The 22,507-nt window shown below is 72.0% G+C and carries 18 protein-coding genes; 12 read left to right on the forward strand and 6 right to left on the reverse strand.

Annotated elements, in window-relative coordinates; genetic code table 11:
- Nucleotides 1-25: 25 nt before the first annotated feature.
- From NIE111_RS14990 to NIE111_RS15000, 3 genes are all read left to right on the forward strand, one after another.
- Nucleotides 26-829 carry a class I SAM-dependent methyltransferase gene (locus tag NIE111_RS14990; protein WP_238684969.1) on the forward strand — a complete coding sequence of 268 codons (804 nt, stop codon included), beginning with the start codon at nucleotides 26-28 and terminating at the stop codon, nucleotides 827-829.
- A gap of 325 nt (nucleotides 830-1,154) precedes the next feature.
- Nucleotides 1,155-2,135 carry an ATP-binding cassette domain-containing protein gene (locus NIE111_RS14995; RefSeq protein WP_210781139.1) on the forward strand — a complete coding sequence of 327 codons (981 nt, stop codon included), beginning with the start codon at nucleotides 1,155-1,157 and terminating at the stop codon, nucleotides 2,133-2,135.
- Nucleotides 2,132-2,959 (forward strand): ABC transporter permease, encoded by an 828-nt coding sequence (locus NIE111_RS15000; protein WP_124822795.1) that lies wholly within the window; start codon nucleotides 2,132-2,134, stop codon nucleotides 2,957-2,959. The genes NIE111_RS14995 and NIE111_RS15000 overlap by 4 nt, the downstream gene beginning before the upstream one ends.
- Nucleotide 2,960: 1 nt before the next feature.
- Here NIE111_RS15000 and NIE111_RS15005 read toward each other — a convergent pair whose 3' ends face one another.
- Nucleotides 2,961-6,140, reverse strand: coding sequence for an ATP-binding protein (locus tag NIE111_RS15005; protein WP_238684970.1), 3,180 nt, complete (start codon nucleotides 6,138-6,140; stop codon nucleotides 2,961-2,963).
- Nucleotides 6,141-6,253: 113 nt separating this feature from the next.
- Here NIE111_RS15005 and NIE111_RS15010 point away from each other — a divergent pair, with 113 nt between their 5' ends.
- The 6 genes from NIE111_RS15010 to NIE111_RS15035 all read left to right on the forward strand — a co-directional run bounded on the left by NIE111_RS15010 (nucleotide 6,254) and on the right by NIE111_RS15035 (nucleotide 13,255).
- Nucleotides 6,254-7,087: an ABC transporter ATP-binding protein gene (locus NIE111_RS15010; RefSeq protein WP_238684971.1), complete on the forward strand. Its 834-nt coding sequence runs from the start codon at nucleotides 6,254-6,256 to the stop codon at nucleotides 7,085-7,087.
- 31 nt (nucleotides 7,088-7,118) lie between these two features.
- The gene (locus NIE111_RS15015) at nucleotides 7,119-8,102 is read left to right on the forward strand and encodes an ABC transporter substrate-binding protein (protein ID WP_238684972.1); all 984 of its coding nucleotides are present in this window, start codon (nucleotides 7,119-7,121) and stop codon (nucleotides 8,100-8,102) included.
- A gap of 5 nt (nucleotides 8,103-8,107) precedes the next feature.
- Entirely contained in the window at nucleotides 8,108-10,207 is a 2,100-nt protein-coding gene (locus NIE111_RS15020) for an iron ABC transporter permease (RefSeq protein WP_274531166.1), read from the forward strand.
- Nucleotides 10,208-10,232: 25 nt separating this feature from the next.
- On the forward strand, nucleotides 10,233-11,138 hold the full coding sequence (locus NIE111_RS15025) for a siderophore-interacting protein (protein WP_238684974.1): 906 nt from the start codon (nucleotides 10,233-10,235) through the stop codon (nucleotides 11,136-11,138).
- Between the two features lie 131 nt (nucleotides 11,139-11,269).
- The gene (locus NIE111_RS15030; protein WP_238684975.1) at nucleotides 11,270-12,730 is read left to right on the forward strand and encodes an SDR family NAD(P)-dependent oxidoreductase; all 1,461 of its coding nucleotides are present in this window, start codon (nucleotides 11,270-11,272) and stop codon (nucleotides 12,728-12,730) included.
- 48 nt (nucleotides 12,731-12,778) lie between these two features.
- Entirely contained in the window at nucleotides 12,779-13,255 is a 477-nt protein-coding gene (locus tag NIE111_RS15035) for a heme-degrading domain-containing protein (protein ID WP_238684976.1), read from the forward strand.
- Nucleotides 13,256-13,301: 46 nt separating this feature from the next.
- On the opposite strand, the gene NIE111_RS15040 is transcribed toward NIE111_RS15035, so the two are convergent.
- Entirely contained in the window at nucleotides 13,302-14,678 is a 1,377-nt protein-coding gene (locus tag NIE111_RS15040) for an FAD-dependent oxidoreductase (protein WP_238684977.1), read from the reverse strand.
- 236 nt (nucleotides 14,679-14,914) lie between these two features.
- On the opposite strand from NIE111_RS15040, the gene NIE111_RS15045 reads away from it, so the two are divergent.
- Nucleotides 14,915-16,291: a serine hydrolase domain-containing protein gene (locus NIE111_RS15045; RefSeq protein WP_238684978.1), complete on the forward strand. Its 1,377-nt coding sequence runs from the start codon at nucleotides 14,915-14,917 to the stop codon at nucleotides 16,289-16,291.
- Between the two features lie 86 nt (nucleotides 16,292-16,377).
- Nucleotides 16,378-17,706, forward strand: a complete 1,329-nt coding sequence (locus tag NIE111_RS15050) for an alpha/beta hydrolase (RefSeq protein WP_238684979.1) — start codon at nucleotides 16,378-16,380, stop codon at nucleotides 17,704-17,706.
- A 54-nt stretch (nucleotides 17,707-17,760) separates the two neighbouring features.
- On the opposite strand, the gene NIE111_RS15055 is transcribed toward NIE111_RS15050, so the two are convergent.
- Complete coding sequence (locus NIE111_RS15055) at nucleotides 17,761-18,981, reverse strand: MFS transporter (protein WP_238684980.1); 1,221 nt, start codon at nucleotides 18,979-18,981, stop codon at nucleotides 17,761-17,763.
- A gap of 41 nt (nucleotides 18,982-19,022) precedes the next feature.
- Between NIE111_RS15055 and NIE111_RS15060 the strand changes: the two genes are divergently transcribed.
- Nucleotides 19,023-20,117, forward strand: coding sequence for an ROK family transcriptional regulator (locus NIE111_RS15060; RefSeq protein WP_238684981.1), 1,095 nt, complete (start codon nucleotides 19,023-19,025; stop codon nucleotides 20,115-20,117).
- A gap of 100 nt (nucleotides 20,118-20,217) precedes the next feature.
- On the opposite strand, the gene NIE111_RS15065 is transcribed toward NIE111_RS15060, so the two are convergent.
- From NIE111_RS15065 to NIE111_RS15075, 3 genes are all read right to left on the reverse strand, one after another.
- Nucleotides 20,218-20,601 (reverse strand): MerR family transcriptional regulator, encoded by a 384-nt coding sequence (locus tag NIE111_RS15065; protein WP_238684982.1) that lies wholly within the window; start codon nucleotides 20,599-20,601, stop codon nucleotides 20,218-20,220.
- Nucleotides 20,602-20,705: 104 nt separating this feature from the next.
- Entirely contained in the window at nucleotides 20,706-21,158 is a 453-nt protein-coding gene (locus NIE111_RS15070; RefSeq protein ID WP_238684983.1) for an Rv0361 family membrane protein, read from the reverse strand.
- Nucleotides 21,159-21,215: 57 nt separating this feature from the next.
- Nucleotides 21,216-22,466, reverse strand: coding sequence for a L,D-transpeptidase (locus NIE111_RS15075; RefSeq protein WP_238684984.1), 1,251 nt, complete (start codon nucleotides 22,464-22,466; stop codon nucleotides 21,216-21,218).
- Between the last annotated feature and the right edge of the window lie 41 nt (nucleotides 22,467-22,507).

Genomic DNA, 22,507 nt, shown 5'->3' on the forward strand with positions numbered 1-22,507 from the left:
ACCCTTTACGGAGAGGTAGACACCGATGACAACCGCTACGAGCGATGACAGGTACACGTTCGACAACGGCGCACCGGACGCCGTTCCCCAGATGCACGCGCTGGAGTCCTTCCTGGATCCGATCACGACGCGTCGGCTGGCCCGCCCGGTGCTGGAACCGGGTGCGACCTGCTGGGAGGTCGGGGCCGGTGGCGGCTCGATGGCCCGGCGGATGGCCCGCGCGGTCGGCGACGACGGGCACGTGCTGGCCACCGACATCGACCCCACCCACCTGGTGGCCGAGGCCAACCTGCACGTACGCCAGCACGACGTGCGCACCGACCCGCCACCGGGGGACGCGTTCGACCTGATCCACGCCCGGCTGGTGCTGCTGCACCTCCCCGATCGACGACGGGTCCTACGCACGCTCAGCGGCGCGCTGGCACCCGGCGGGTGGCTGGTGGTCGAGGAGTTCGACTGCACCGCGCCGCAGCGGGTGCTGACCGCCCCGACCGACGACGCCGCGAAGCTCTTCGCGCAGGTGATGGACGCCATGATGGGTGTCCTGGAGGACCACGGCGCCGACCTGGGATGGGCGCAGGACGTACACACCGAGATGGCCCTCGCCGGTCTGACCGACCTGGACACCATCACCCACTCGCAGAGCTGGGCCGGCGGATCGACCGGAACGTCGCTCTACGAGACCAACTCCCGCCAGTTGGAACCGGACCTGCTGGCGGCCGGGCTGTCGCCCCAGCAACTGCACGCCTTCCGGCGGCTGCTCCGCGACCCGGGGTTCGCCGTCATGTCGTACCACTTCGTCTCCACGCGGGGCCGCCGACCGAGCTGAGCAGGTGGACCACCGCGCGGAGCGCGGTCACGCCGTCCGTACCTCTCCCGCCGCAGCCCCTCCCCCCGCTGCGCTCCGGACAGCTCTACGACGGCGTCGACCGCACCGGCCGGGCTCCCCGCGAGGGAGCCCGGCCGGCCCATGTCCGTGGTGCCTCGCCCAGCCCCGCGATCTTGCACTTACTGTCCCAGCAAAGGGTGCATTTCGCGCGTTTCGGCAACCGAAACTGCAAGATCGGCGCGGACGGGGCGCTCTCGGCACCCGGTGTCAGCCCGTGTCGGTGGCGTGTCGGGGCGGTGTCAGCGGGCCCGCGCAGACTGGGCGCATGACAGCTGACCTGGTGATCGAGGCCGAGGGCCTCGTGAAGACGTTTGGGAAGACGAGGGCGCTACAGGGCGTGGACCTCGCCGTGCCCCGTGGGACGGTGCTCGGGGTGCTCGGGCCCAACGGCGCCGGCAAGACCACCGCCGTGCGCATCCTTTCCACACTGCTCACCCCGGACGGCGGGACCGCCCGAATCAGCGGTTTCGACGTGGTACGGGACGCCGAACGCGTTCGGCAGAGTATCGGCCTCACCGGCCAGTACGCCTCGGTCGACGAGGACCTGACCGGGCGGCAGAACCTGGAGCTGTTCGGCACCCTGCTGGAGCTGGGGCGTGCCGGCGCCCGGCGACGGGCCGCCGAGCTGCTCGACTGGTTCGACCTGACCGATGCCGCGAACCGTCAGGCCAAGACCTACTCCGGTGGCATGCGGCGACGGCTGGACCTGGCCGCCAGCCTGGTCGGCTCCCCCGACGTGATCTTCCTGGACGAGCCGACGACCGGCCTCGACCCGGCCAAGCGCGAGGACATGTGGGACGTGGTCCGAACGCTGGTCAACAACGGTTCGACGGTGCTGCTCACCACCCAGTACCTGGAGGAGGCCGACGCGCTCGCCGACGCGATCACGGTGATCGACCACGGTCGGGTCATCGCGCACGACACCCCCGAAGGGCTCAAGCGGGTGGTCGGCGGGCAGACCCTGGAGGTCCGGCCGTCCGATCCGGCTCAGCTGCCCCGCACCGCGGAGATCCTGACCCAGGTCGGCTCCGGCGCGCAGGCCGACGAGATCCGCAAGGGCGTGCTCGCGGTGCCGGTCACCGACGACGCGGCCCTGACCGAGAGCGTGGCGCGGTTCGCCACGGCCGGCATCGCGGTCACTGAACTCTCCCTGCACCTGCCGAGCCTCGACGAGGTGTTCTTCACCCTCACCGGGCGTACGGCATCAGAAGACGACACCACCCGCCCCACGGAGGTCGCGGCATGAGCACTCTGACCGACACCGCGCCCACGAGAAGCCGCGCACTCTCGACGACCGCGCCGAACCCTCGGCCGTTCCGGCTGGTCCGGCACTCGTTGGCGCTCGCCAAGCGCAGCCTCATCAAGACCTGGCGTACGCCCGAGGCGCTCATCGACGTCACACTGCAACCGGTGCTGTTCCTCATCATCTTCGTGTACGTCTTCGGCGGCGCCGTCGCCGGATCGACCCACGACTACCTTCAGTTCCTGCTGCCCGGCATCCTGGCGCAGACGATCGCGACCGGCGCCATCGCGATCGGCGTCAACCTCAACACCGACATCGCCAAGGGCATCTTCGACAGGTTCCGGTCGTTGCCAATCCCCCGCTCCGCACCACTGGTCGGCGCGGTCCTCGGCGACGTCGTCCGGTACGTCATCGTCACCGTGTCGACCCTCGCGATCGGCTACGTGATGGGTTTCCGGATCGACACCGACCCGTTCCGGGCGATCGCCGGGTGTCTGCTCGCTGTGCTGTTCGCGCTCTGCCTGAGCTGGCTGCCGGTGCTGGTGTCGATGAAGGTGCGGACCGCAGGTGCCGTGCAGGGTGTGATGTTCGCGTTGATCATGCCGCTGAGCTTCGCGTCCAATGTGTTCGTCGGCGCCGACACCCTGCCGGGCTGGATGCAGGCGTTCGTGGACGTCAACCCGATGACCCACCTGGTGGCGTCGGTGCGCGGGCTGTTCCTCGGCACCCCGCTGGGCAACCACGTGTGGTGGACGCTCGCCTGGTGCGCCGGCTTCGTCGCGGTGTTCATGCCGCTGGCGCTGCGGGCGTACCGCAAGAAGATCTGACCTACGCGAGCAGGTCGTCCATCAGCTCGCGGATCCGGCTGACGGCCGCGGCGGGTGGCCGCTCGCGCCACGCGGCAAGCAACGGCTCACGCTGCTCCTCGTTCCCGAGGATGGCGTTGAGCCGTTCGCCGTTTTCGAAGGGGAAGAACATCTCGATCTGGGTGCCGATCCGCTTCGCGAGTACGGCCAGTTCGCGGGCGGCGTCGACGTCACCCCGGTACGCCGCGAACTCCGCGCCGCCCGACGCCCACGCCCCGATCACCGGCAGGTCCCGTGAGGTCAGCGCGTCCTCGCGGGCGAGCGACAGCATCGCGGCCGCCTGGATGGTGGCGTCGGTGCCCGACACCCGCCCAACCTGGGCCACCCGCAGGTAGATGATGGCCGCCGTGGCCCGGAGCATCACGCGCGGCTGTGGCTGCGGCCCGACCCAGCCGGCGAGGACCCGCGTCACCTCGTCGGCGTGGGCGAGTGCCTCGTCGTACCGCTCACGCTGCCAGGCGAGGTGCGCGAGGCCGAGCAGCGCCTGCGCGGCGTCGATCTGCTCGGCCTGGCCCAGCGCGGCCGTCTCGCCCAGTCGCCGCTCCGCCTCCGCGTCGCCGGTCAGGGCGAGCTGCACGTCCAGCCGTACCCGGATCGACCTGGCGTCCTGCGTGGCGCCGACCAACTCCATGTGCCGGACGCTGCGGGTCAGCCAATCGGCCGACCGGGCATCCCCGCCCGGAACCAGGAACTGCCCAACAGCACCCGCCGCCATCGCCATGCCCCAGTGGTCGCCGGCGGCCTCGAAGCGGTGGTAAGCCTGCTCGGCATCGCTGATCGACGCTTCCGGCAGGCCGCCGTTCTCCCGTACCGCCGCGCGCGCGAACAGCCCCAGCCCCTGCACATACGGGTCCGGGTGCGCGACCATCTCGGTAGCGCTCTTCAGGCTCTGCTCCACGTCGGCGGCGTCGAAGCCGGGCAGTGCCGACGTGAGAGCGGTCAACCGGGACGACACCTCGCCGGGACGTTCGATCAGGAGCGTCCGCAGCGCCCGCCGGGCGAGCACGGCGGGCCGCAGGTCGGCGCTGACGCCGGCGTTCACGCTGATCACCACGCAGGTCCAGGCCAGCCGGTCGGCGTTGGGAAGTGGCCGGCCGCTGGCCGCGCCGCGCAGGATCGCCGATCGCAGCCGCCGCTGCGGGTCGTCGATGTGCAACAGCCCGCGCGCCCAGGCGAGGACCTCCAGGTGCAGGCCCCGCACCGACCAGAGGTGGAACAGCGCGGTGGCGACGTCGACGGAGGCGGGCTCGTCGTCCGCTGCCATTGCCCACCGCAGGCCCGCGACCAGGTTGTCCTGCTCGGCGGCGCAACGGTGCAGCGCCTCGACCTGGCCGGGGCCGATGAAGCGGGCGGCCAGCGCCACGGCCTGCTCCCGCGCCCACCTGACCAGGCCGGCCATGGCCTGATCCCGGGCACCGGCCGCGTCCAGCCGGGCCTCGCCGTACTCACGGACCGTTTCGAGCATGCGGTAGCGCGGCGGACCGTCCCCCTCGACCAGCGTCAACAGGGACTGTTCGACGAGGGTCGCCAGGCCGCGACGCACGTCCGGGGCCTGCGCGACGGCGGCGGCGAGGTCCGCTGTGAACGGCGCGGGAATGACCGCGACCCGCTGGAGCAGGTCGCGGTCGGCCTCGGCGAGCAGTTCCCTGCTCCAGTCGACAAGCGCCCACAGGCTCGCGTGCCGCTCAGGCAGGCCGCGCAGGGCGTCGTCGAGCAGCGCGAACCGGTCGGTCAGCCCGGCCAGCACGTCGTCGATCGGCATGTGCCGCAGTCGCGCGGCGGCCAGTTCGAGGGCCAACGGCAGGTTGTCGAGCCGGTGGCACAGGGCGAGCGCCCGCTCGGTGTCCCAGGTCGGTACGGCGCCGCCGGCCCGCGCCCGGGACTCGACCAGCGCGAGCGCGTCGGCGTCCGGCAACGCGGTCAGCCGGTGCACCAACTCGCCGACCAGGCCCAGTGGGGCGCGGCTCGTCGCGAGCACCGCGACCTCCGGCGAGGCAGCCGCGACCAGGTCCGCGACGACGACGGCCACCGCGTCGAGCACGTGCTCGCAGTTGTCCAGCACCACCAACCCGTCGAGGTCCGGCGCCACGGCGCGCAGCCGCTCCTCGGGGCTCAGGACCCGCCGTTCCAGACCCAGGTTGCCGCCGGTCGCCGTGGTGTCCGCGCCGCCGAGCGCGGCGAGCACAGTGGGCAGCACCTCGTCGGGCGAGCGCAGACCAGCGAGTTCGATCACGCGAACCGCGCGCCCACCCGCTGCCGTACGCCTGGCCACCTCGGCGGCGAGCCGGGTCTTGCCCGCCCCGCCGGTCGCCACGATCGTCACGACGGGTGTCTCGGCGAGCGCGTCGGTGACGGCCTTGACGTCCCGCTCCCGTCCGACGAGGCCGGCCATGGGGCGGCGCCACGCGGCGGGCAGCGTGATCCGGGCCTGTTGCCGGGGCGGCGCCGCGACGGGCGGTGCGGTGAGTTCACCGCGCAGCAACGCCAGGTGGACGCTCGTGATCACGGGCGACGGGTCGGTGCCGTAGCGGTCGGCCAGCTCGGCGCGCAGCCGCTCGACCACCTCCAACGCCTCCGCCTCCCGTCCCTGCGCGGCGAGCACCCGGACGAGCAGGGCGGCGGACGGCTCGTCCGGCGGTGTCCGCGCGACGAGTCGGCCCAGGTCGACCTCGTCGAAGGGGCCCACGCCGGCGAGTGCCGCCTGCGCGCGCAGCGCGGCGACCTCCGCGAACAGGCGGCTGTCCTCGGCGCTGACAAACTCCGGCACCACGGGGAACAGGGCCCGTGCCTGATCGGCCAGGTCGCGGGCGGCACGGACATCACCGCACCGGAGCACGGTGCCCGCCTGATCGACGAGCGCGCGCGCCTCGACCGCGTCGACGGTGATCTCCTCGGCGGGCAGCCGGTATCCGCCCGGCACCGCGACCACGGGCAGCCCGAGACGGCGTACCCGGGACACGAGCGCCTGGACGGCGCCGGTCGCGTCGTCCGGTGGCGCGCCGTCCCAGACGGCGTCCACGAGCAGGGTCACGGAGACCGCCCGCCCCCGCGCGTCGACGAGCGCGCGGAGCACCGCCGCGAGCCGTTCACCCCGAACGGGCTGGCCGTCGACGGCGAGTGGGCCGAGGGTCGCGATCTGCACGGACCCAGCATCCCCCACGCGCGCACCGACCCGACGACCACCGGCCCGCCAGGCCGGTCGCAGCCCCGAGGCCGGCTTGACAGGCCGTCGTTCGGTTAGGTTAGCCTAACCTCATGCAGAGCGAGTTGGCGTCGGTCAACGGGGAGCGCAGCCTGTCCGGCGTCGACCTCCGTCTGGGCTATCACGGTGTGCCGGTGGTGCACGGCGCCGTGATCGATCTCCGCGCGGGTGCCGTCACCGCACTGGTGGGGCCCAACGGCAGCGGCAAGTCCACACTGCTGCGGGCCCTGGCCCGGCTGCACCCGATCGAAGCCGGCATCGTGCACCTCGCCGACGGTGTCACGGCCGCCAGCCTCGCGGCCCGGGAGTTCGCCCGGCGGGTCACCCTGCTCGCTCAGAGCCGGCCGGTGCCCAGCGGTGTCACCGTCCGCGACGTCGTCGGCTACGGCCGCCACCCCTACCGGGGGCGCTGGCGCACCGAGGACCCGGACGGTCCCGCCGCCATCGCACGCGCCATGGACGTCACCGGCGTCGCCGCGATGGCCGACCGTCCCGTCGACGAACTCTCCGGAGGCGAGTTGCAGCGGGTCTGGTTGGCCGCCTGCCTCGCCCAGGACACCCCGGTTCTGCTCCTCGACGAGCCCACCACGTTTCTCGACCTGCGCTACCAGGTGGAGATCCTCGACCTGGTCCGTGACCTCGCGGACGATCACGGCGTCGCCGTCGGCGTCGTGCTGCACGACCTCAACCAGGCAGCCGCCGTGGCGGACGAGGTGGTCCTGTTGCAGCAGGGCCGGGTCCGCGCCACCGGCACCCCGGCAACGGTGTTCACCGAGAACGCCCTCACCGAGACCTACGGGATCCGCATCGAGGTGACCACCGATCCGGTCAGCGGATTGGTCACCACCCGCCCGGTCGGGCGGCACCAGATCCGCGCCCTGGTCTGAACACCCCCATCCACAGCAGAGAAAGACCGTCATGACCCGTACCCGTTTCACCGCCCTCATCGCCGTCGTGGCCGCGCTGACGCTCGGCGCCTGCGGCACCACCGAGAACGCCGCGGCCCCCGACACCTCCGCCTCGGCGTCCGGCGGCCCGGTCACCGTCACCGACAGCCGGGGCAAGGAGATCACCCTCAAGGCGCCGGCGACCAAGGTCGTCGGGCTTGAGTGGGGCGAGGTCGAGCTGCTGGTCAGCCTGGGCGTCATGCCCGTCGGTGTCGCCGACCCCAAGGGCTACGGCACCTGGGTCACCTCCGCGAAGCTCGACCCGGGCGTCAAGGACGTCGGGGTCCGCGGGGAGCCCAGCGTCGACGCGATCGTCGCCCTCCAACCCGACCTCGTCGTGATGGAGGACGACCGGGGCGCCAACATCGTCAGTCAGCTGGAGAAGTTCGTGCCCGTCGTGGTCGCCAAGGGCAGTGACGCCACCGACAACCTCGGCCGGATGCGCACCGACCTCAACATGATCGCGAAGGCGGTCGGCAAGACCACCGAGGCGGAGAAGCTGCTCGCCGACTTCGACGCCGCCATCGCCGACGGCAAGAAGAAGATCGCCGACGCGGGTGCCGCCGGCCGACCGTTCGCCATCGCCGACGGCTGGAAGGAGGGCAGCACCGTCAGCATCCGGATGTTCGGCACTGGCGCGCTGGTCTCCCAGATCGGCATCCAACTCGGCCTCACCAACGCCTGGACCGGCAAGACCGACGAGGTGTGGGGCCTGGGCCAGACCGACGTCGAGGGCATGACGGTCCTCAAGGACCCGAACACGCACCTCTTCTACAACGCCTCCGACGGCGACGACGTCTTCGCCGACGGTCTCGCCGGCAACGCCATCTGGAAGTCGCTGCCCTTCGTGCAGAAGGGCAACCTGCACAAGATGCCCAACGGCATCTGGACCTTCGGCGGTCCACTCTCCGGCAAGCAGTACATCGACGAACTCGTCAAGACGTACGCGGTGTGAGCGTGCTGAACGCGCCCCCACGCCCGGAGCCGGCCACCCTGCCGGCTCCGGGCGGACGCCCGGCCGTGCCCCGCATCGCCGTCGTCTTCGTCGCCGCGATCCTGCTGCTGCTCGTGGTCGGCGCGGTGCACCTCACCCAGGGCACCTCGACCGTCGGCGCCCTCGACCTGCTGCGGCTCGCGACCGGCGCCGACGACGAGGCGGCCCGCGTCCTGATCGCGTCCCGCCTGCCCCGGCTGCTCGCCGGGCTCGCCATCGGCGTGGCGCTCGGGTTCGCCGGGGCGGCGCTGCAGTCGATCGCCCGCAACCCGCTCGCGTCCCCCGACACCCTCGCTGTCAACGCGGGCGCCCACCTGGCGATCGTCGCCGTCGCCGCGTTCGGCGTCTCGCTGCCCGCGCTGCCGGCCGGTGGCCTCGCCTTCTGCGGCGGGCTGGCCGCCGCCGGCCTGGTGATGGCGATGTCCTCCGGTGGGCAGGCCGGCACCACCCGGCTGATCCTCGCCGGCTCGGCGACCGCGCTGGCGCTCGGGTCGGTGACCACAGTGCTGCTGCTCCTGTTCGAACAGGCCACCATCGGACTGTTCGCCTGGGGCAACGGCTCGCTGGTGCAGAGCGACCTGACCGCGCTGACCCAACTCGCTCCGGTGATCGTCGGCGCCGCCATCGTGCTCGTGCTGCTCGGGCACCGCCTCGACATCCTCGCCCTCGGCGACGACACCGCCACAGTGCTCGGCCTCGACGTGCGGCGCACCCGGCTGACCGTCATGGTGCTGGCCGTGCTGCTCTCCGCCGCGGCAGTCACCCTCACCGGCCCGGTCGGCTTCGTCGGCCTGTGCGCACCGGTGATCGTCCGGCTACTCGCCCCCGTGGTGCCGGGGGTGCACCGGCACCGCGTCCTGCTGCCGTTGTCCGGCATCGCCGGGGTCATCATCGTGCTCGGATCCGACGTGCTGCTGCGGGCCGTGATGGGCGGGCAGGCCGGGGTCGACATTCCCACCGGCGTGGTCACTACTCTGTTCGGCGCGGCGATCCTCATCTGGCTGGCCCGCCGGCACCGCGACGCCGGCCCCACCCGTCGTCCGCCCGGCGGGCACGCGGCCGTCCGCTCCGCCGCCTTCCACCGCGGCGTCGTCGCCGTCACCGCCACCCTGGCCGTCTGCGCAGTGGCGGTCGGCATGCTCGCCGGTGACACCTGGGTGCTGCTCGGTGACGTGGTCAACTGGGTCAACGGCACCACCGGGCCCGCGTACACCTTTGTGCTGGACCAGCGGTGGCCGCGCGTCGCCGCGGCGGTCCTGGCCGGCGCGGCGCTCGCGGTCGCCGGCACCACGGTGCAGGCGGTCTGCCGCAATCCGCTGGCCGAACCCGGCATCCTCGGCATCACCGCCGGTGCCGGCCTCGGCGCGGTCTCCCTGCTCACCTTCGTGCCACTGGCCGGGGTGTGGGCCGTTTCCGGCGTCGCCGGGCTCGGCGCGATGCTGGCGTTCGCCCTGGTCTACGGCCTGGCCTGGCGCGGCGGGCTGAGCTCCGACCGACTGGTGCTGATCGGTTTCGGTGCGTGGCAGGGCGGCATGGCGGTCATCACCTACCTGGTCGTGGCCTTCGACCCGTGGAACACCGGGAAGGCGTTGACCTGGCTGTCCGGCTCCACCTACGGCCGGATGCCCACCCAGGTGCTGCCGGTGCTGATCGCCCTGCTGGTGCTCACGCCGGCCGTGGTCGCCGCCCGCCGGGAGCTCGACCTGATGGCGCTGGACGACGACACCCCCCGCGTGCTCGGCGTCCGGCTGGAACGCACCCGGTTGATCGCGCTCGGCGCGGCGGCGCTGCTCACCTCCACCGCCGTCTCGGCCGTCGGGGTCATCGGTTTCGTCGGTCTGGTCGCCCCGCACGCCGCGCGGGCGCTCGTCGGCGGCCGGCACTCCCGGGTGCTCCCGGTGGCCGCCCTGCTCGGCGCGGCGCTGGTCAGCATCGCCGACACCTTCGGTCGGACGGTCATCGCGCCGGCCCAGATCCCCGCCGGCCTGGTCACCGCCATGATCGGCACCCCGTACTTCGTCTGGCTGCTGTGGCGCTCCCGCGCCGTGGCGAGCACCACCCGGTAGAGCCGCCCGAGTCGAGAGAGGCACCATGACCGAGACCCTGCCCATCGCCCCGTGGCGCGTGTTCACCGTCACCGTCCGGGCGGTACGCCGCCTGAGCCCGTCCTTCACCCGGGTGACCTTCACCGGGGCGGACCTGGACCGCTTCGCCGACAACGGTTACGACCAGCGGATCAAGTTGGCGATGCCGCTGCCCGGTCAGGACCGGGCGACCCTGCCGGACGGCGCGGACTGGTACGCGACGTGGCGGGCCCTGCCCGAGCACCTGCGCAACCCGATACGCACCTACACGGTGCGTGCGGTCCGCCCGCACCTGGCCGAGGTGGACGTCGACATGGTGCTGCACGGCGACAGTGGCCCGGCGACGCGCTGGGCTCGGCGGGCCAGCGTCGGCGACGAGATCGCGCTGGTCGGGCCGGATGCCGGCTTCGACGGCAACCACGGCGGGGTCGAGTTTCGACAGTCCACCGGCGGCACGCTGCTGCTGGCCGGGGACGAGACCGCCGTGCCGGCGATCAGCAGCATCTGCGAGCGGCTCCCCCTCGACGCCCGGGGCACTGTCGTGCTGGAGGTGCCCGACGCCGCCGACGTGCTGCCGCTGCTCGCGCCGCCCGGCGTCGAGGTCCGCTGGCTGGCCCGGGGCGCCGACGGCTACGGCAGCCGGCTGGTGCCCGCCGTCGTCGCGGCGGCCGGGGAACTGCTGGCCCCCGGCGTGTCGGAAGCCGCCCAACCCGTGCCGGACGTCGACGTGGACACCGAGATCCTGTGGGAGGTGCCCGAGCAGGTGGCCTCGGCGCCGCTCTACGCGTGGCTGGCCGGGGAGGCCGGTGTCATCCGTAACCTGCGCCGGCACCTGGTCGCCGAGCGGGGTCTGGACCGGCGGGCGGTGGCCTTCATGGGCTACTGGCGTCTCGGTCACGTCGACGCCGACTGACAGCGCCGCGAGGCGCACCACGCCGGGCGGCCGCGAGGTGCGTCGGAGGCCGTGAGGCGCGTACCGTTTCGGGTCGGACTTGGGGCGGGTCGGCTGGAGCCGGCACGGGATACGGGACGAGACAACGACGCATGACGGTGGACAACATTACCGAAAACGGTCAAGAGGGTATTGACCGAAGCCGGCTGGAGGCCTGCCTCAGCGTCTTCGAGGCGTTGGAGGCGCTGCCCTCCGACCATCCCGACGTGGTGCAGGTGCAGCGGGCCACCGCCCGGCTCTACAAGGTGATCAAGCAGCGGCGGCGGGAGGAGCGGCGGGACGCCATCCTCGCCGCCGACCGGGCGGTGACGGAAGCCACCGCCACCGGCGCTCCGGGGCGGATCGACGACGAGACGCAGGGCATTCCGCTCGCGTCCTCCGTCCCGGGCGAGACGGCCGGCTTCCTGCACAATCCGCGCGGCTGCTACGTCTGCAAACAGCGCTACCGCGAGGTGGACGCCTTCTACCACCAGCTCTGCCCGTCCTGCGCCGCGCTGAACCGGGAGCGCCGCGACGCCCGCACCGACCTGACGGGCCGGCGTGCGCTGCTCACCGGCGGCCGGGCCAAGATCGGCATGTACATCGCGCTGCGGCTGCTGCGCGACGGCGCGCACACGACGGTGACGACCCGGTTCCCGCACGACGCGGTACGCCGCTTCGCCGCGATGCCCGACAGCGCGGACTGGCTGCACCGACTGCGGATCGTCGGGATCGACCTGCGCGACCCCGCCCAGGTGATCGCCCTCGCCGACGACGTCAGCAGTCAGGGCCCCCTCGACATCCTGATCAACAACGCGGCGCAGACCGTCCGCCGGTCCCCCGGGGCGTACGCGCAGCTCATCGCCGCCGAGGCCGCGGCCCTGCCGGACGGCCCGCTGCCGGAGCTGATCACGTTCGCCAAGTCGGACGGGCAGAGCGGCCCGGTGGGCAGCCTGACCGCCGGGCCACAGTCGACGGCGCTCACCCCGCACGCGCTCACCGCGCTGGCACTGACCAGCGGCTCGGCCTCGCCGGAACGGATCGCGGCGTCCACTGCCATCGACGCCGGGGGTCTCGTGCCCGACCTCGACTCGGTGAACAGTTGGGTCCAACGGGTCCAGGAGGTGGACCCGGTCGAGCTGCTCGAAGTGCAGCTGTGCAACGTCACCGCACCGTTCGTGCTGGTCAGCCGGTTGCGTCCGGTGATGGCCGCCGCGTCGGCCCGCCGCAAGTACGTGGTGAACGTGTCGGCGATGGAGGGCCAGTTCGGCCGCGGGTACAAGGGGCCGGGGCATCCGCACACCAACATGGCCAAGGCGGCGCTGAACATGCTGACCCGCACCAGCGCCGAGGAGATGTTGACCGACGGCATCCTGATGACCAGCGTCGACACCGGCTGGATCACCGACGAGCGCCCCCACCCGACGAAGATGCGGCTGGCCGACGAGGGCTTCCACGCCCCACTCGACCTGGTCGACGGCGCGGCCCGGGTGTACGACCCGATCGTCCGTGGCGAACAGGGCGAGGACCTGTACGGCTGTTTCCTGAAGGACTACGCGCCCTGCGCCTGGTGATCGCCCCGCAGGACGAGGATGATCGCCCGCACCAAGAAGGAGAAGAACATGTCAGCTGACCGTGAATCGTGGCCGACGCTGGACGAGCTGCTGCGCGAGGAGAACGAGCTGGAGCTCGCGGGCCTGTCCGAGACCGACGCGTACGAGCTGGGGATGCTCGCCGTCACCGCCGCGACCGAGCAGCGACTGCCGGTCTCGGTGGGCGTGTGGCGGGCCGGGCGGCAGCTGTTCCACTGTGGCCTGCCGGGGTCGACGGCGGACAACGACGCGTGGCTGCGCCGCAAGGGTCGGGTGGTGATGCGGTTCGAGCACTCCTCGCTCTACATGGCGCGGCTGTGCCAGGACAGGCAGGTGACGCTGGCCGAGCGGTTCGGCCTGCCGGCCTCGCGGTACGCGGCGGCCGGGGGCGCGGTGCCGTTGCGCGTACGCGGCACCGGCGTGGTGGGCTGGGTCGGTGTCTCCGGGCTGCCGCAGCTGGACGACCACCGTTTCGTGGTCGACATCCTCCGCAAGCTCCCCCGCTAGAGCGCGTTCCCGGCGGCCTCGCAGGCGAGGCCGCCGGGTCACTCGCTCAGCGTGTGCGCCGGTTGGCGCGCAGGGCGCCCAGGAGCACGCCGGGGCGGGCCAGCGAGTGCGGGTGTTCGCGCATGGAGACCACGTCGTTGAACCGCCGCGCGGTCGCCACGTCCGTGACGGTCGCGGCGATGACCTGGCCGCTGGCCCAGCGGGAGAACCGGTAGCCGCGCGGGTAGGGCCCGTCGACGTGGGGCAACGCCAGGTCCGCCGAGGTGGAGAGCGACCAGGCGGCGTCGACCACTACCTTCTGGAGCGCGAGGTAGTGGCGCGCGGGCGCCCGCAGGTCCGGGCCGGACCGAAGGTACGTCGACAGGCAGGCCGCGTGCAGGGCCGACGCGGTCATGCCCTGCCCGTACACCGGGTTGAACGACGCGACGGCGTCACCGACGCTGATCAGGCCGGCCGGGAACCGCTTGAGCGCGTGGAAGTCCCGTCGCCGACTGTCGGCGTGGTGGTAGGTCTGGACGTCGCCGATCATCTCCTGGTCGGCGACCTCGCCGAACTCCGGTGGGAACTGCTCGCGCAGGCGGCGGACGAAGTCGTCAGCGGTACGCCCCGGACGGTCGTTGCCGTAACCGGCCATCATGGCCATCCACCGGCCGTCCTCGATGGCGAAGAACGCGGCCCCTGCCACGTCCGTCGCCGTCCTCGGCGTGTTCAGGGCCAGGACGACAGTCGAGGGCGGGGTGACCTCCGGGCGGCGGAACAGGGCTGTCGCGTAGTTGAGGTGCACTGTCATCCGCCGGGTGACCGGCCGGTCCCAGTCGGCCTGCTCCAGCCAGTCCGCGAGTCGGCTGGACCGCCCCATGGCGTCCACCACGAGGTCAGCGCGTTCGACACCGGGCACCCCACCGACCTCACAACGGACGCCGGTGACCGTGGTGCCGTCGAACACGAGGCCGGTGGCGCGGGCGGTGATCGTCTTGACGTTGGGCAGTCGGAGCACCTGCTGGCGGATCAGCCCTTCCAGCAGCGGCCGACTGCCGGCCAGACTGTCGGCGTCGTCGGGGACGACGACCTTCAGACGCCCGTCGAGGTAGTTGCGCCGGGCCGCGGGCGGCGCCTCGACCGCTCCGCGCGCCAGTGCCTCGTCGCGGAATCCGGGAAACAGCCGCTCCAGCTGGAAGAGGCCGCCGGGCAGCAGCGCGTGCAGCTGCGTCCCCTGGGGTACGCCGGGCCGCGCGCCGGTCACCTGCGGGTCGTCCCGGTCGATGATGACGACGGTGTCGGCGTGGTCGGACAGCACCCGGGCGGCCAGGAGACCGGCGACGCTGCCGCCGACCACGACGGCCGTGCCCATCGTCGGGGACGGCTGGTCAGGGGGTCGATCCGCATTCAGCTCTGCGAAGACCCGGGACGGGGAGAGGGACATCGTGCTCTCCAAGGGGGTAACGGGGTGTGTGCCCTCCCCGGTTACTGTCCGCGACCGTGCGCGGACAGACCGGTGGACGGTCATTCGACGTTTTGCCCGCCGATCGTCGCACAACCACCTGAACGGCAACCGGCTGTGTCCGCCAGATGACGACCTGTTGACCGATGGGCCGGACGGGTCCGACGTTCGGACGGGTCAGGTGGCGCGTCTCCTGGCCGGCTGTCACGATCTCCGGCATGCCCGTCGCACGTCGAACTCTGCTCGGGATCGGCCTGGCCGCCGCGACCTCCGCCCTCACCGGTTGCGGTGCCACCGGCGCGCCGAACCCCGGTTCGGCCGGCTCTGGCGACGCGGCGACCGGGAAGGGCGCCACCGGCAGCCGGGTCGGATTTGGTCCGGCGGGAGACGCCGGGCCGCCGCTCAGGGCCCCGGAGGCACCGGTCGGCGGCAACCCACCGGTCCGTCAGGCCCCCTACGGGCAGGACGTGACCGCCCTGCTCCGGCGACACCTGCCCGCGACCCCGCAGACCGTGCAACACAAGGGTTTTCCCGGTGCGGTCGCTCTCGTCCTGGTGGGCGGGAAGGTGACCGTGCACACTGCTGTCGGTGAGGCGTTGCGGTATTCGGCGGGCCCGAAGCTGCTCGCGGCGAACCAGCGCGTCGCGATGCGCCCGGACTCCATCTTCGACCTCGCCTCGGTCACCAAGGTGTACACGGCCATCCTGCTGTTGCAGCAGGTCGACAAGGGACGTGTCGACCTCGGCGCTCCGGTGCGCGACTACCTGCCCGCCTTCACCGGCGCGGGCAAGGAGCGGATCACCGTCGAGATGCTGCTCACCCACACCAGCGGCCTTCCCGTCGGCGCCAGGGTCACCGGCCTTCGCGACAACGCGGCCCGCTGGAACGCCGTGCTCGGTACGCCGCTGGTCTCCGGCGCCGTGCCGGGGAAGACGTTCCGCTATTCCAGCGTCGGGCTCATGGTCGCGGGCAAGATCGTCGAGAAGGTCACCGGCCAGCGGCTCGACCAGGCGCTCAAGACCCACCTGACCGACCCGCTCGGCCTGCGCGACACCGGCTTCAACCCGAACAGCTGGCTGTCGGCCGCCGCGAAGGCCAGCCGGCTGGTCGCCACCGACGCCCGCTCGTCCCGGGGGCTGCTCCGTGGCGTCGTCCACGACGACGTCGCCAATCACCTCGGTGGCGTCGCCGGTCACGCCGGCATCTTCGCCTCCGCGACCGATCTCGCGGCCATCGGCCAGCTGCTCCTCGACGAGGGCATCCACCGGGGTGAGCGGATCCTCGCCGCGGCGACGGTGCGCCGGATGCTCACCAACCACAACGCCGGCAAACCCGCCATCGACCCCGAGCGCCCCAACCGGACCTCGGCGCACGGCCTCGGCGTCGTGCTCAACCAGAGCTGGTTCATGGGGAAGCTCACCTCGGCCCGGGCCTTCGGCCACACCGGATTCGCCGGCCCCTCGCTGGTGGTCGCGCCCGACCGCAGACTCGTCCTGGCGCTGCTCACCAACCGCGCGCACCCCAACTGGAGCTGGTCGAACCCCGACCCGGTCCGCGCCGCCGTCGGCGACCTGCTCGCCACGAAGGTCAACTGACCGGAAGGTGTGGACCATCGCGTCCCACCCTGACACGATACTTGCGCTAGTAGTGCAAATACTTCGTCCGTCCAGGTGGAGGATCGATGCACACATCTCGCCGGAGCCTGCTCTCCGTGGTGGCCGGGGTCGCCCTCGTGGCCAGCCTGTCCGCTGTCGCCGTTCCACGCGCCGCCGAAGCCGCCGCCCCACCGACGCACCGTCCAGTGATCTTCGTACACGGCAGCGCGGGATCGGCGGCGCAGTTCGAGACCCAGGCCAAACGGCTGGCCAGCAACGGGTACCCGATCGACATCATCGAAGCCCACGAGTACGACTCCCCGAGCATCGCGACGATCCTGCCCCAGGTGTACGCGGGACTCGACGCACGGATCTCCCGCCTGCTGGCGGCCACCGGCGCGGACCGGGTCGACCTCGTCGCGCACTCGCTGGGCACCTTCGTCTCCCAGGGCTATCTCACCAGCTCGCCGGTGCGTGCCGGCCGGGTCGCGCACTACGTCAACCTGGACGGGCGCACCGCCACTTCCCCGCCTGGTGGTGTGCCCACGCTCGCCATCTGGGGCGAGGGTGACCCGGCCCGCACCGTCGTCGGCGCGACAAACGTGCACCTGCCGAACCAGTCGCACACCCAGACCGTGTCGTCGGCGGAGTCGTTCACCGAGATGTTCGGCTTCCTCCGGGGCCACGCGCCGCACACGACGCGGATCGTGCCGCAACTCTTCGGCACCGCCCGGGTCTCCGGCCGCGCCGTGCTCTTCCCGAGCAACGTCGGTGTCACCGGTGCCACCCTCGAGGTCTACCCGGTCAGCCCGTTGACCGGCGGCCGACTGTCACACCGGCCCGCACACCGGCTGCCGCTCGGCGGCGACGGCTCGTTCGGCCCCCTCCCGGTGCTGGCGACGGCCCGCTACGAGTTCGCCATCGTGCGCCCGGGCGCCGCGACGCACCACTTCTACTTCCAGCCGTTCCTCCGCTCGGACTCGTTCCTGCGCTTGGCGACCAGCGAGCCGGGCGAGGGCCTCAGCGGCCTGGTCGAGACCAGCGACCGGCACACGGCGCTCACCATCCAACGGCAGAAGGAGTGGTGGGGCGACCAGGGCGACGCCGGCGACCACCTCTGGATCAACGGCAGGGATGTCCTGAACACGGCGAACGCACCGCGCGTCAAGCGGACGATCGGCATCTTCGCCTTCGACGACGGCAGCGACGGCGTCACCGACCTGACGGCCCCGTTGCCGGAGTTCTTCAGCCAGACCTTCATCACCGGCATGGACGTCTTCATCCCGGCGACGCCGGCACACCTCGGCCTGGTACGGATCACCGTGGGCCAACGCGGCGGCGGCCACGAGGTGATCAACGTGCCCAACTGGAGATCGAGCACCGATCGGGTGACGGTCAGCGTGGACGACTTCTGACCGCGTCTCGCGGACGGCCCGGCCGCCTCAGGTGGCCGGGACCGCTCGCACTCGTCAGACGGTGGCCGGAACCCGCTCGCGCACTCGTCGCCCGACGGCGAAACTGACCAGCCCCAGGATCAACCCGATGACCGCCAGAACGACGCCCACCCGGGCCGGCGCGAGGTAGCCGAATCCGGCGGCGATGGCGACGCTGCCCAGCGCGGCGCCCAGGCTGTTCGCGATGTTCATTGCCGACTGGTTGACCGCCGCGCCCATCAGTTGCGCTCCCGGGGCGACGGTGATCAGGCGTGCCTGCAGGACCGGACCGAGATACAGGCTGGTCGCACCGACCAGGAACGCGCCCACGAACAGGCCGACGCGGGTCGACGCCACGAGGCTGAACACGGCAATGCTCACGATCATCGCCACGAAGCCGATGACCATGCTCCGCTGCAGGTCGCGGTCCGCCAGCCAGCCGCCCAGGGCGTTGCCGACGGTCATCCCGAGACCCACGGCGACCAACGTCCACGGCACCGTCACGGCGGAGAGGCCGGTGACGTCGGTGGTGACCGGTGCGATGTAGGTGTTCACCGCGAAGAAACCGGCAAAACCGACAGCGCCCGTCGCGGCGACCCACCAGACCTGCGAGGTCCGCAGCGCCCGCAACTCCGCGGCCGGCGAGCCGTCGACCGCCGCGGCGACCTCCGGGACGACGGCCAGCACCGCCAGCAGGGTGAGCACGAAGAAACCGGCGATGACCAGGTACGCGACCCGCCAGTCGACCGCCTGCCCGAGCCTCGTGATGAGGGGTACGCCGACCAGATTGCTCACTGTCAGACCGCCGAGCACCGTGGCGAAACCACGGGCCTCGTTACCGGGGCCCATCAGGGTCGCCGCGAGCAGACCGGCCGCACCGAAGTACGCGCCGTGCGGCAGCGCCGCCACGAACCGGGCCACCAGCACCAGGTCGAAGGTGGGGGCGAGCGCCGACGCGACGGTGCCGACGGCGAACAGCACGAGCAGCCCGAGGACGAGCTTCTTGCGGGGCAGGCGTGCGCTCAACGCGGCGATCAGCGGCGCGCCGACGACCACACCGAGCGCGTACGCGGTGATCATCCAGCCCGCTCGGGCGACGGCGTCCGACGACGACTGCGCGTACTCGTGCGGAAGCAGACCACGGGCGATGTCGGGCAGCAGCCCCATCGCCACGAACTCGGTCAGGCCGACCGCGACGCCGCCCAGTGCCAGGGCGGCCAGCGCCGCCAACCGTCGACGTCTACTCAACTCGATCACCGAAAAAATTTAGCAACAGCGTTGCGTAATAGGGTGGTGAGATGACTCGCGTCACTGCCGACGTCACCTTCCTACGCGGCTACAACCAGGCACTGGTCATGGCGGTGGGGCGCACGAATCGCACGTTCGAGCGCGCGACGGTGGTCGAGGCCACCGGCCTGACGCCACAGGCGGTCTCCAAGGTCATCGCCCGGCTGACCGCCGACGGCCTGATCCGCCCCGCCGGCGTGCGACGTCCAGGCATCGGCAAGCCCGCTGTCGTCTACGAACTCGTCCCGGACAGCCGGTACGCGATCGGCGCCCACGTGGCCCGACGCACGCTGCGGCTCGTCCTGGTCGACCTGGCCGGCGCCGTGCACCACTCGGCGGTCAGCCCACTGCCCCGCGACTTCACCCCGGAGCAGCTCCTCGACGCCCTGAGCGCCGGCATCGACACGATGGCCGGCATCGGCGACCTGCGGAGCCGGCTCACCGGGCTGGGCATCGGCATGATCGGCCCGCTCGACCACGCCAACGGCCTGGTCCGCGACGCCCACGGTCTGCGGCACTGGCACGACGTACCGCTGCGCGAGATCGCCGAGAAGCACCTCGGCCTCCCCGTCCACCTGGACAAGGACGTCACGGCGGGGATCACGGCGGAGGCCTGGCGGCACGGCGCGACGTTCGGCGACGCGGCCCTCATCATGGTCGAGTCCGGCATCGGTGGAGGCTTCTGGCTGGGCGGTGCGGCCCACCGGGGGGCGCACACCAACGCGGGCGAGTTCGGCCACACGGTCGTCGACCTGACCGGGCCCCGCTGCGTCTGTGGCCGGCACGGGTGCCTGGAGATCGTGCACCACCGGGCAACCGAGGCCGGAGACATCGCACACGCCGCCCGCGTGCTGGCCGTCGGCGTCGTCAACCTGCTTCAGACCCTCGACCTCGCCCACGTGGTGCTGGCGGGCGCGGACCTCCTCCGGCACCCGCAGACCTATCTCGCGGCGGTCACCGAGGCCGTCGGGGCGGACGCCCGGCGCGCGGACTGGCTCAGCACCACTGTGGCCCTGTCCAGCCTCGGCGCGGACGTGATCGCCGCGGGCGCCGCCATGCAGGTTCTCGACCAGCACTACGGCATCCCGGAGTTGGCCATCCCCTGATCGTTGGCAGTTGAGCAGCTCGACACGCCGAACGGCGCCCTGCTGCGCTGCCACCGATCGCCGCGAGCTCAGATGCCTGCGACGGGGGCTCGCCGCGTCGCTACGCCACCGCGGCGTCGGTGTCCGTTTGGGTGCAACCGTTGGTCGGGCTCTCGCTGAGCGCGATGACCTCGTCGAGCCGCTTGCGCGCCTGCCGGAGTTGGGTGATCTGCCGGTCGATGCGGTCGCGTTCGGCGCGGAGCATGGCCCGCGACTGCGGTGTGTTGACCTTCGCGTCGACGCAGGGCAGTAGGTCCAGGATGGTTCGGCTGGACAGGCCGGCGGCGTACAGCATCTGGATCAGATACACCCGGTCGACAGCGTCGTCGAGGTAGTGGCGCTGACCGCCGCTGCTCCGTGCGGCCGAAAGGAGGCCCTGCTCCTCGTAGTAGCGCAGGGCGCGTACCGACACCCCGGTCTTGGTGGCGAGTTCCCCGATCCGCATCGACCCCTCCCCCAGCCGGTGACGCCAGCCACACAGCTTTCCCTCACGCGAACGTCAGGTTTTACCGTAGCTCGCATACCGACTTCCCTGCACGGCACGGTGACTCACTGGCAGACGCGCCAGTCGCCGTCCTCCTTGACCAGCGCCACCCCCTGCGTGAACCTCGCACCGGTGGCCGCCTGGACCGCCTCGACCTGGACGGTCCCGGTGACCCGCCCGTTGTAGTTGTTGACGTTCACGCCGGTGATCTCGTAACTGCTGATCTTCAATTGCGCGCCCTGGATCCGAGCGAAGTCCTCCTGCGGCAGAGTGTCGCGCACCCGGTCGCACAGCCGCCCGTACGCGCCCGCGTAGTTGCCCGCCTGCACGTCGTCGAGGTAGGCCGTCGCCGCCGCCCGGACCGGTTCGACGGTGTCCTTGACCGAGCGGTAGAGCCATACGCCGACGCAGGTGCCAACCACGCAGCACAACGCCAGGAGGGCGCCGACGACGATCAGGACCGTACGAAGCGTCCGGTTGGGCCTCGGGCCGGGAACCATCATCGGCTCGTACGTCATGACCCGGAGGGTAGGGCCGCCGGGCCAGCGGCGAGAGCCCGCCGGGCGCCCGGTGGTTCAGCCTTCGGAGGCGGACGGCCCCGGCGTCGGCACGCCACCGGCGACCGCGCGGGCGGGCGGCGCCGACGCCGGGGCCGGTCGCAGATCCGCGGGTACGGGCAGCGCGCTGCCCTTGACGAACTGGCCCCAACTGGTGTTCCAGGCCGTCCAGCCGTTGCCCGACTGGAGCCGGACCTCGGTGCCGGTGAAGGTGACCAGGTCACCGACCCGGGTGACGCCCATCAACCAGTCGGCGTTGGCCGCCGAGATGTTCGTGCAGCCGTGTGAGACGTTGCGGTGTCCCTGATCCGACACGGACCAGGGTGCCCCGTGGATGAACTCGCCGCCCCAGGTGAGCCGTTGCGCGTCCTCGACGTTCACCACGTAGCCGCCGTTCGGCTCGCCGCGCGTGTCGAACGTGGTGTACTGGTGCTTCTCCATGATCACCATCTTGCCGCTGGACGTGGGGGTACTGCGCTTGCCCAGGCTGACCGGGATCCTGCGGATCAGCTTGCCGTCGCGCAGCACGCGCATCTGCTTGGTGGCGTTGTCGACTTCGAGCGCCACCTGCCGTCCGATCCGGGACGTCGCGGTGCGGTCGGCGTCACCGACGTGGTTCTTGCCGATCGGCAGCCCCACCAGGCCAGCCCGGACACTGATGGTCGTGCCGGGCCGCCAGAAGTCGGGAGCCCGGTAGTAGACCTGGCTGCCGTCGTCCACCCAGGACCAGGCACCCGGCTGCGGTGGGTTCGTGGTGACGAACAGCCGACGCTGCACGTCGGCCCGGGCCGCCCTGGCGATGGGCGGATCGAAACCGATGGTCACCGGCATCGCGGTGCCGTACGTCTGCTTGTCGGCGAAGTACAGGGTGCTGCTCACCTGCGGCTTCGTCGACGCCGCCGCGGTGGTGAAGGTGGTGGTGCGGGTGGTGGTCCGCCCGGAGTCGCCGGTGGCGGTCACCGCCGCGGTGTAGGTGTGCTGCGGGCGCAACGGAGCGCTCGGCACCCAGGCCGAGCCGTCCTCGCGTGGCTCCGCTCGGACCAGCGCGCCGGTGTCGTCGACGATGCGCACGGCGGTGATCTTCCCGCCCGTGACGAGCGGAGCCACCTCGGCGCTGAGCGGCACGTCCCGGGAGAGATCGGCGGGCGTGAGGGTCAGTTCGGGCGAGGGCACCACCTGCTCGGCGGGACGCACGGCGGCCTTTCGCTCGGTGGTGCACCCACCGAGGACCAGCGGTGTCGCCGCGACGGTCACCGCAACGAGCGCCATACGCCTTCGTAAACCCATCGAACGTCCCCCGGCTTCCGCGT

Source organism: Micromonospora hortensis (assembly GCF_022230935.1).
GTDB lineage: Bacteria > Actinomycetota > Actinomycetes > Mycobacteriales > Micromonosporaceae > Micromonospora > Micromonospora hortensis.

Bases quoted from the DNA above. Each gene is read 5' to 3' on its own strand.
- NIE111_RS15000 (WP_124822795.1), top strand. From the start codon at position 2,132: ATGAGCACTCTGACCGACACCGCGCCCACGAGAAGCCGCGCACTCTCG.
- NIE111_RS14995 (WP_210781139.1), top strand. From the start codon at position 1,155: ATGACAGCTGACCTGGTGATCGAGGCCGAGGGCCTCGTGAAGACGTTT.
- NIE111_RS15045 (WP_238684978.1), top strand. From the start codon at position 14,915: ATGCCCGTCGCACGTCGAACTCTGCTCGGGATCGGCCTGGCCGCCGCG.
- NIE111_RS15040 (WP_238684977.1), bottom strand. From the start codon at position 14,678: ATGTCCCTCTCCCCGTCCCGGGTCTTCGCAGAGCTGAATGCGGATCGA.
- NIE111_RS15015 (WP_238684972.1), top strand. From the start codon at position 7,119: ATGACCCGTACCCGTTTCACCGCCCTCATCGCCGTCGTGGCCGCGCTG.
- NIE111_RS14990 (WP_238684969.1), top strand. From the start codon at position 26: ATGACAACCGCTACGAGCGATGACAGGTACACGTTCGACAACGGCGCA.
- NIE111_RS15030 (WP_238684975.1), top strand. From the start codon at position 11,270: ATGACGGTGGACAACATTACCGAAAACGGTCAAGAGGGTATTGACCGA.
- NIE111_RS15075 (WP_238684984.1), bottom strand. From the start codon at position 22,466: ATGGCGCTCGTTGCGGTGACCGTCGCGGCGACACCGCTGGTCCTCGGT.
- NIE111_RS15035 (WP_238684976.1), top strand. From the start codon at position 12,779: ATGTCAGCTGACCGTGAATCGTGGCCGACGCTGGACGAGCTGCTGCGC.
- NIE111_RS15065 (WP_238684982.1), bottom strand. From the start codon at position 20,601: ATGCGGATCGGGGAACTCGCCACCAAGACCGGGGTGTCGGTACGCGCC.
- NIE111_RS15070 (WP_238684983.1), bottom strand. From the start codon at position 21,158: ATGACGTACGAGCCGATGATGGTTCCCGGCCCGAGGCCCAACCGGACG.
- NIE111_RS15050 (WP_238684979.1), top strand. From the start codon at position 16,378: ATGCACACATCTCGCCGGAGCCTGCTCTCCGTGGTGGCCGGGGTCGCC.
- NIE111_RS15010 (WP_238684971.1), top strand. From the start codon at position 6,254: ATGCAGAGCGAGTTGGCGTCGGTCAACGGGGAGCGCAGCCTGTCCGGC.
- NIE111_RS15060 (WP_238684981.1), top strand. From the start codon at position 19,023: ATGACTCGCGTCACTGCCGACGTCACCTTCCTACGCGGCTACAACCAG.
- NIE111_RS15025 (WP_238684974.1), top strand. From the start codon at position 10,233: ATGACCGAGACCCTGCCCATCGCCCCGTGGCGCGTGTTCACCGTCACC.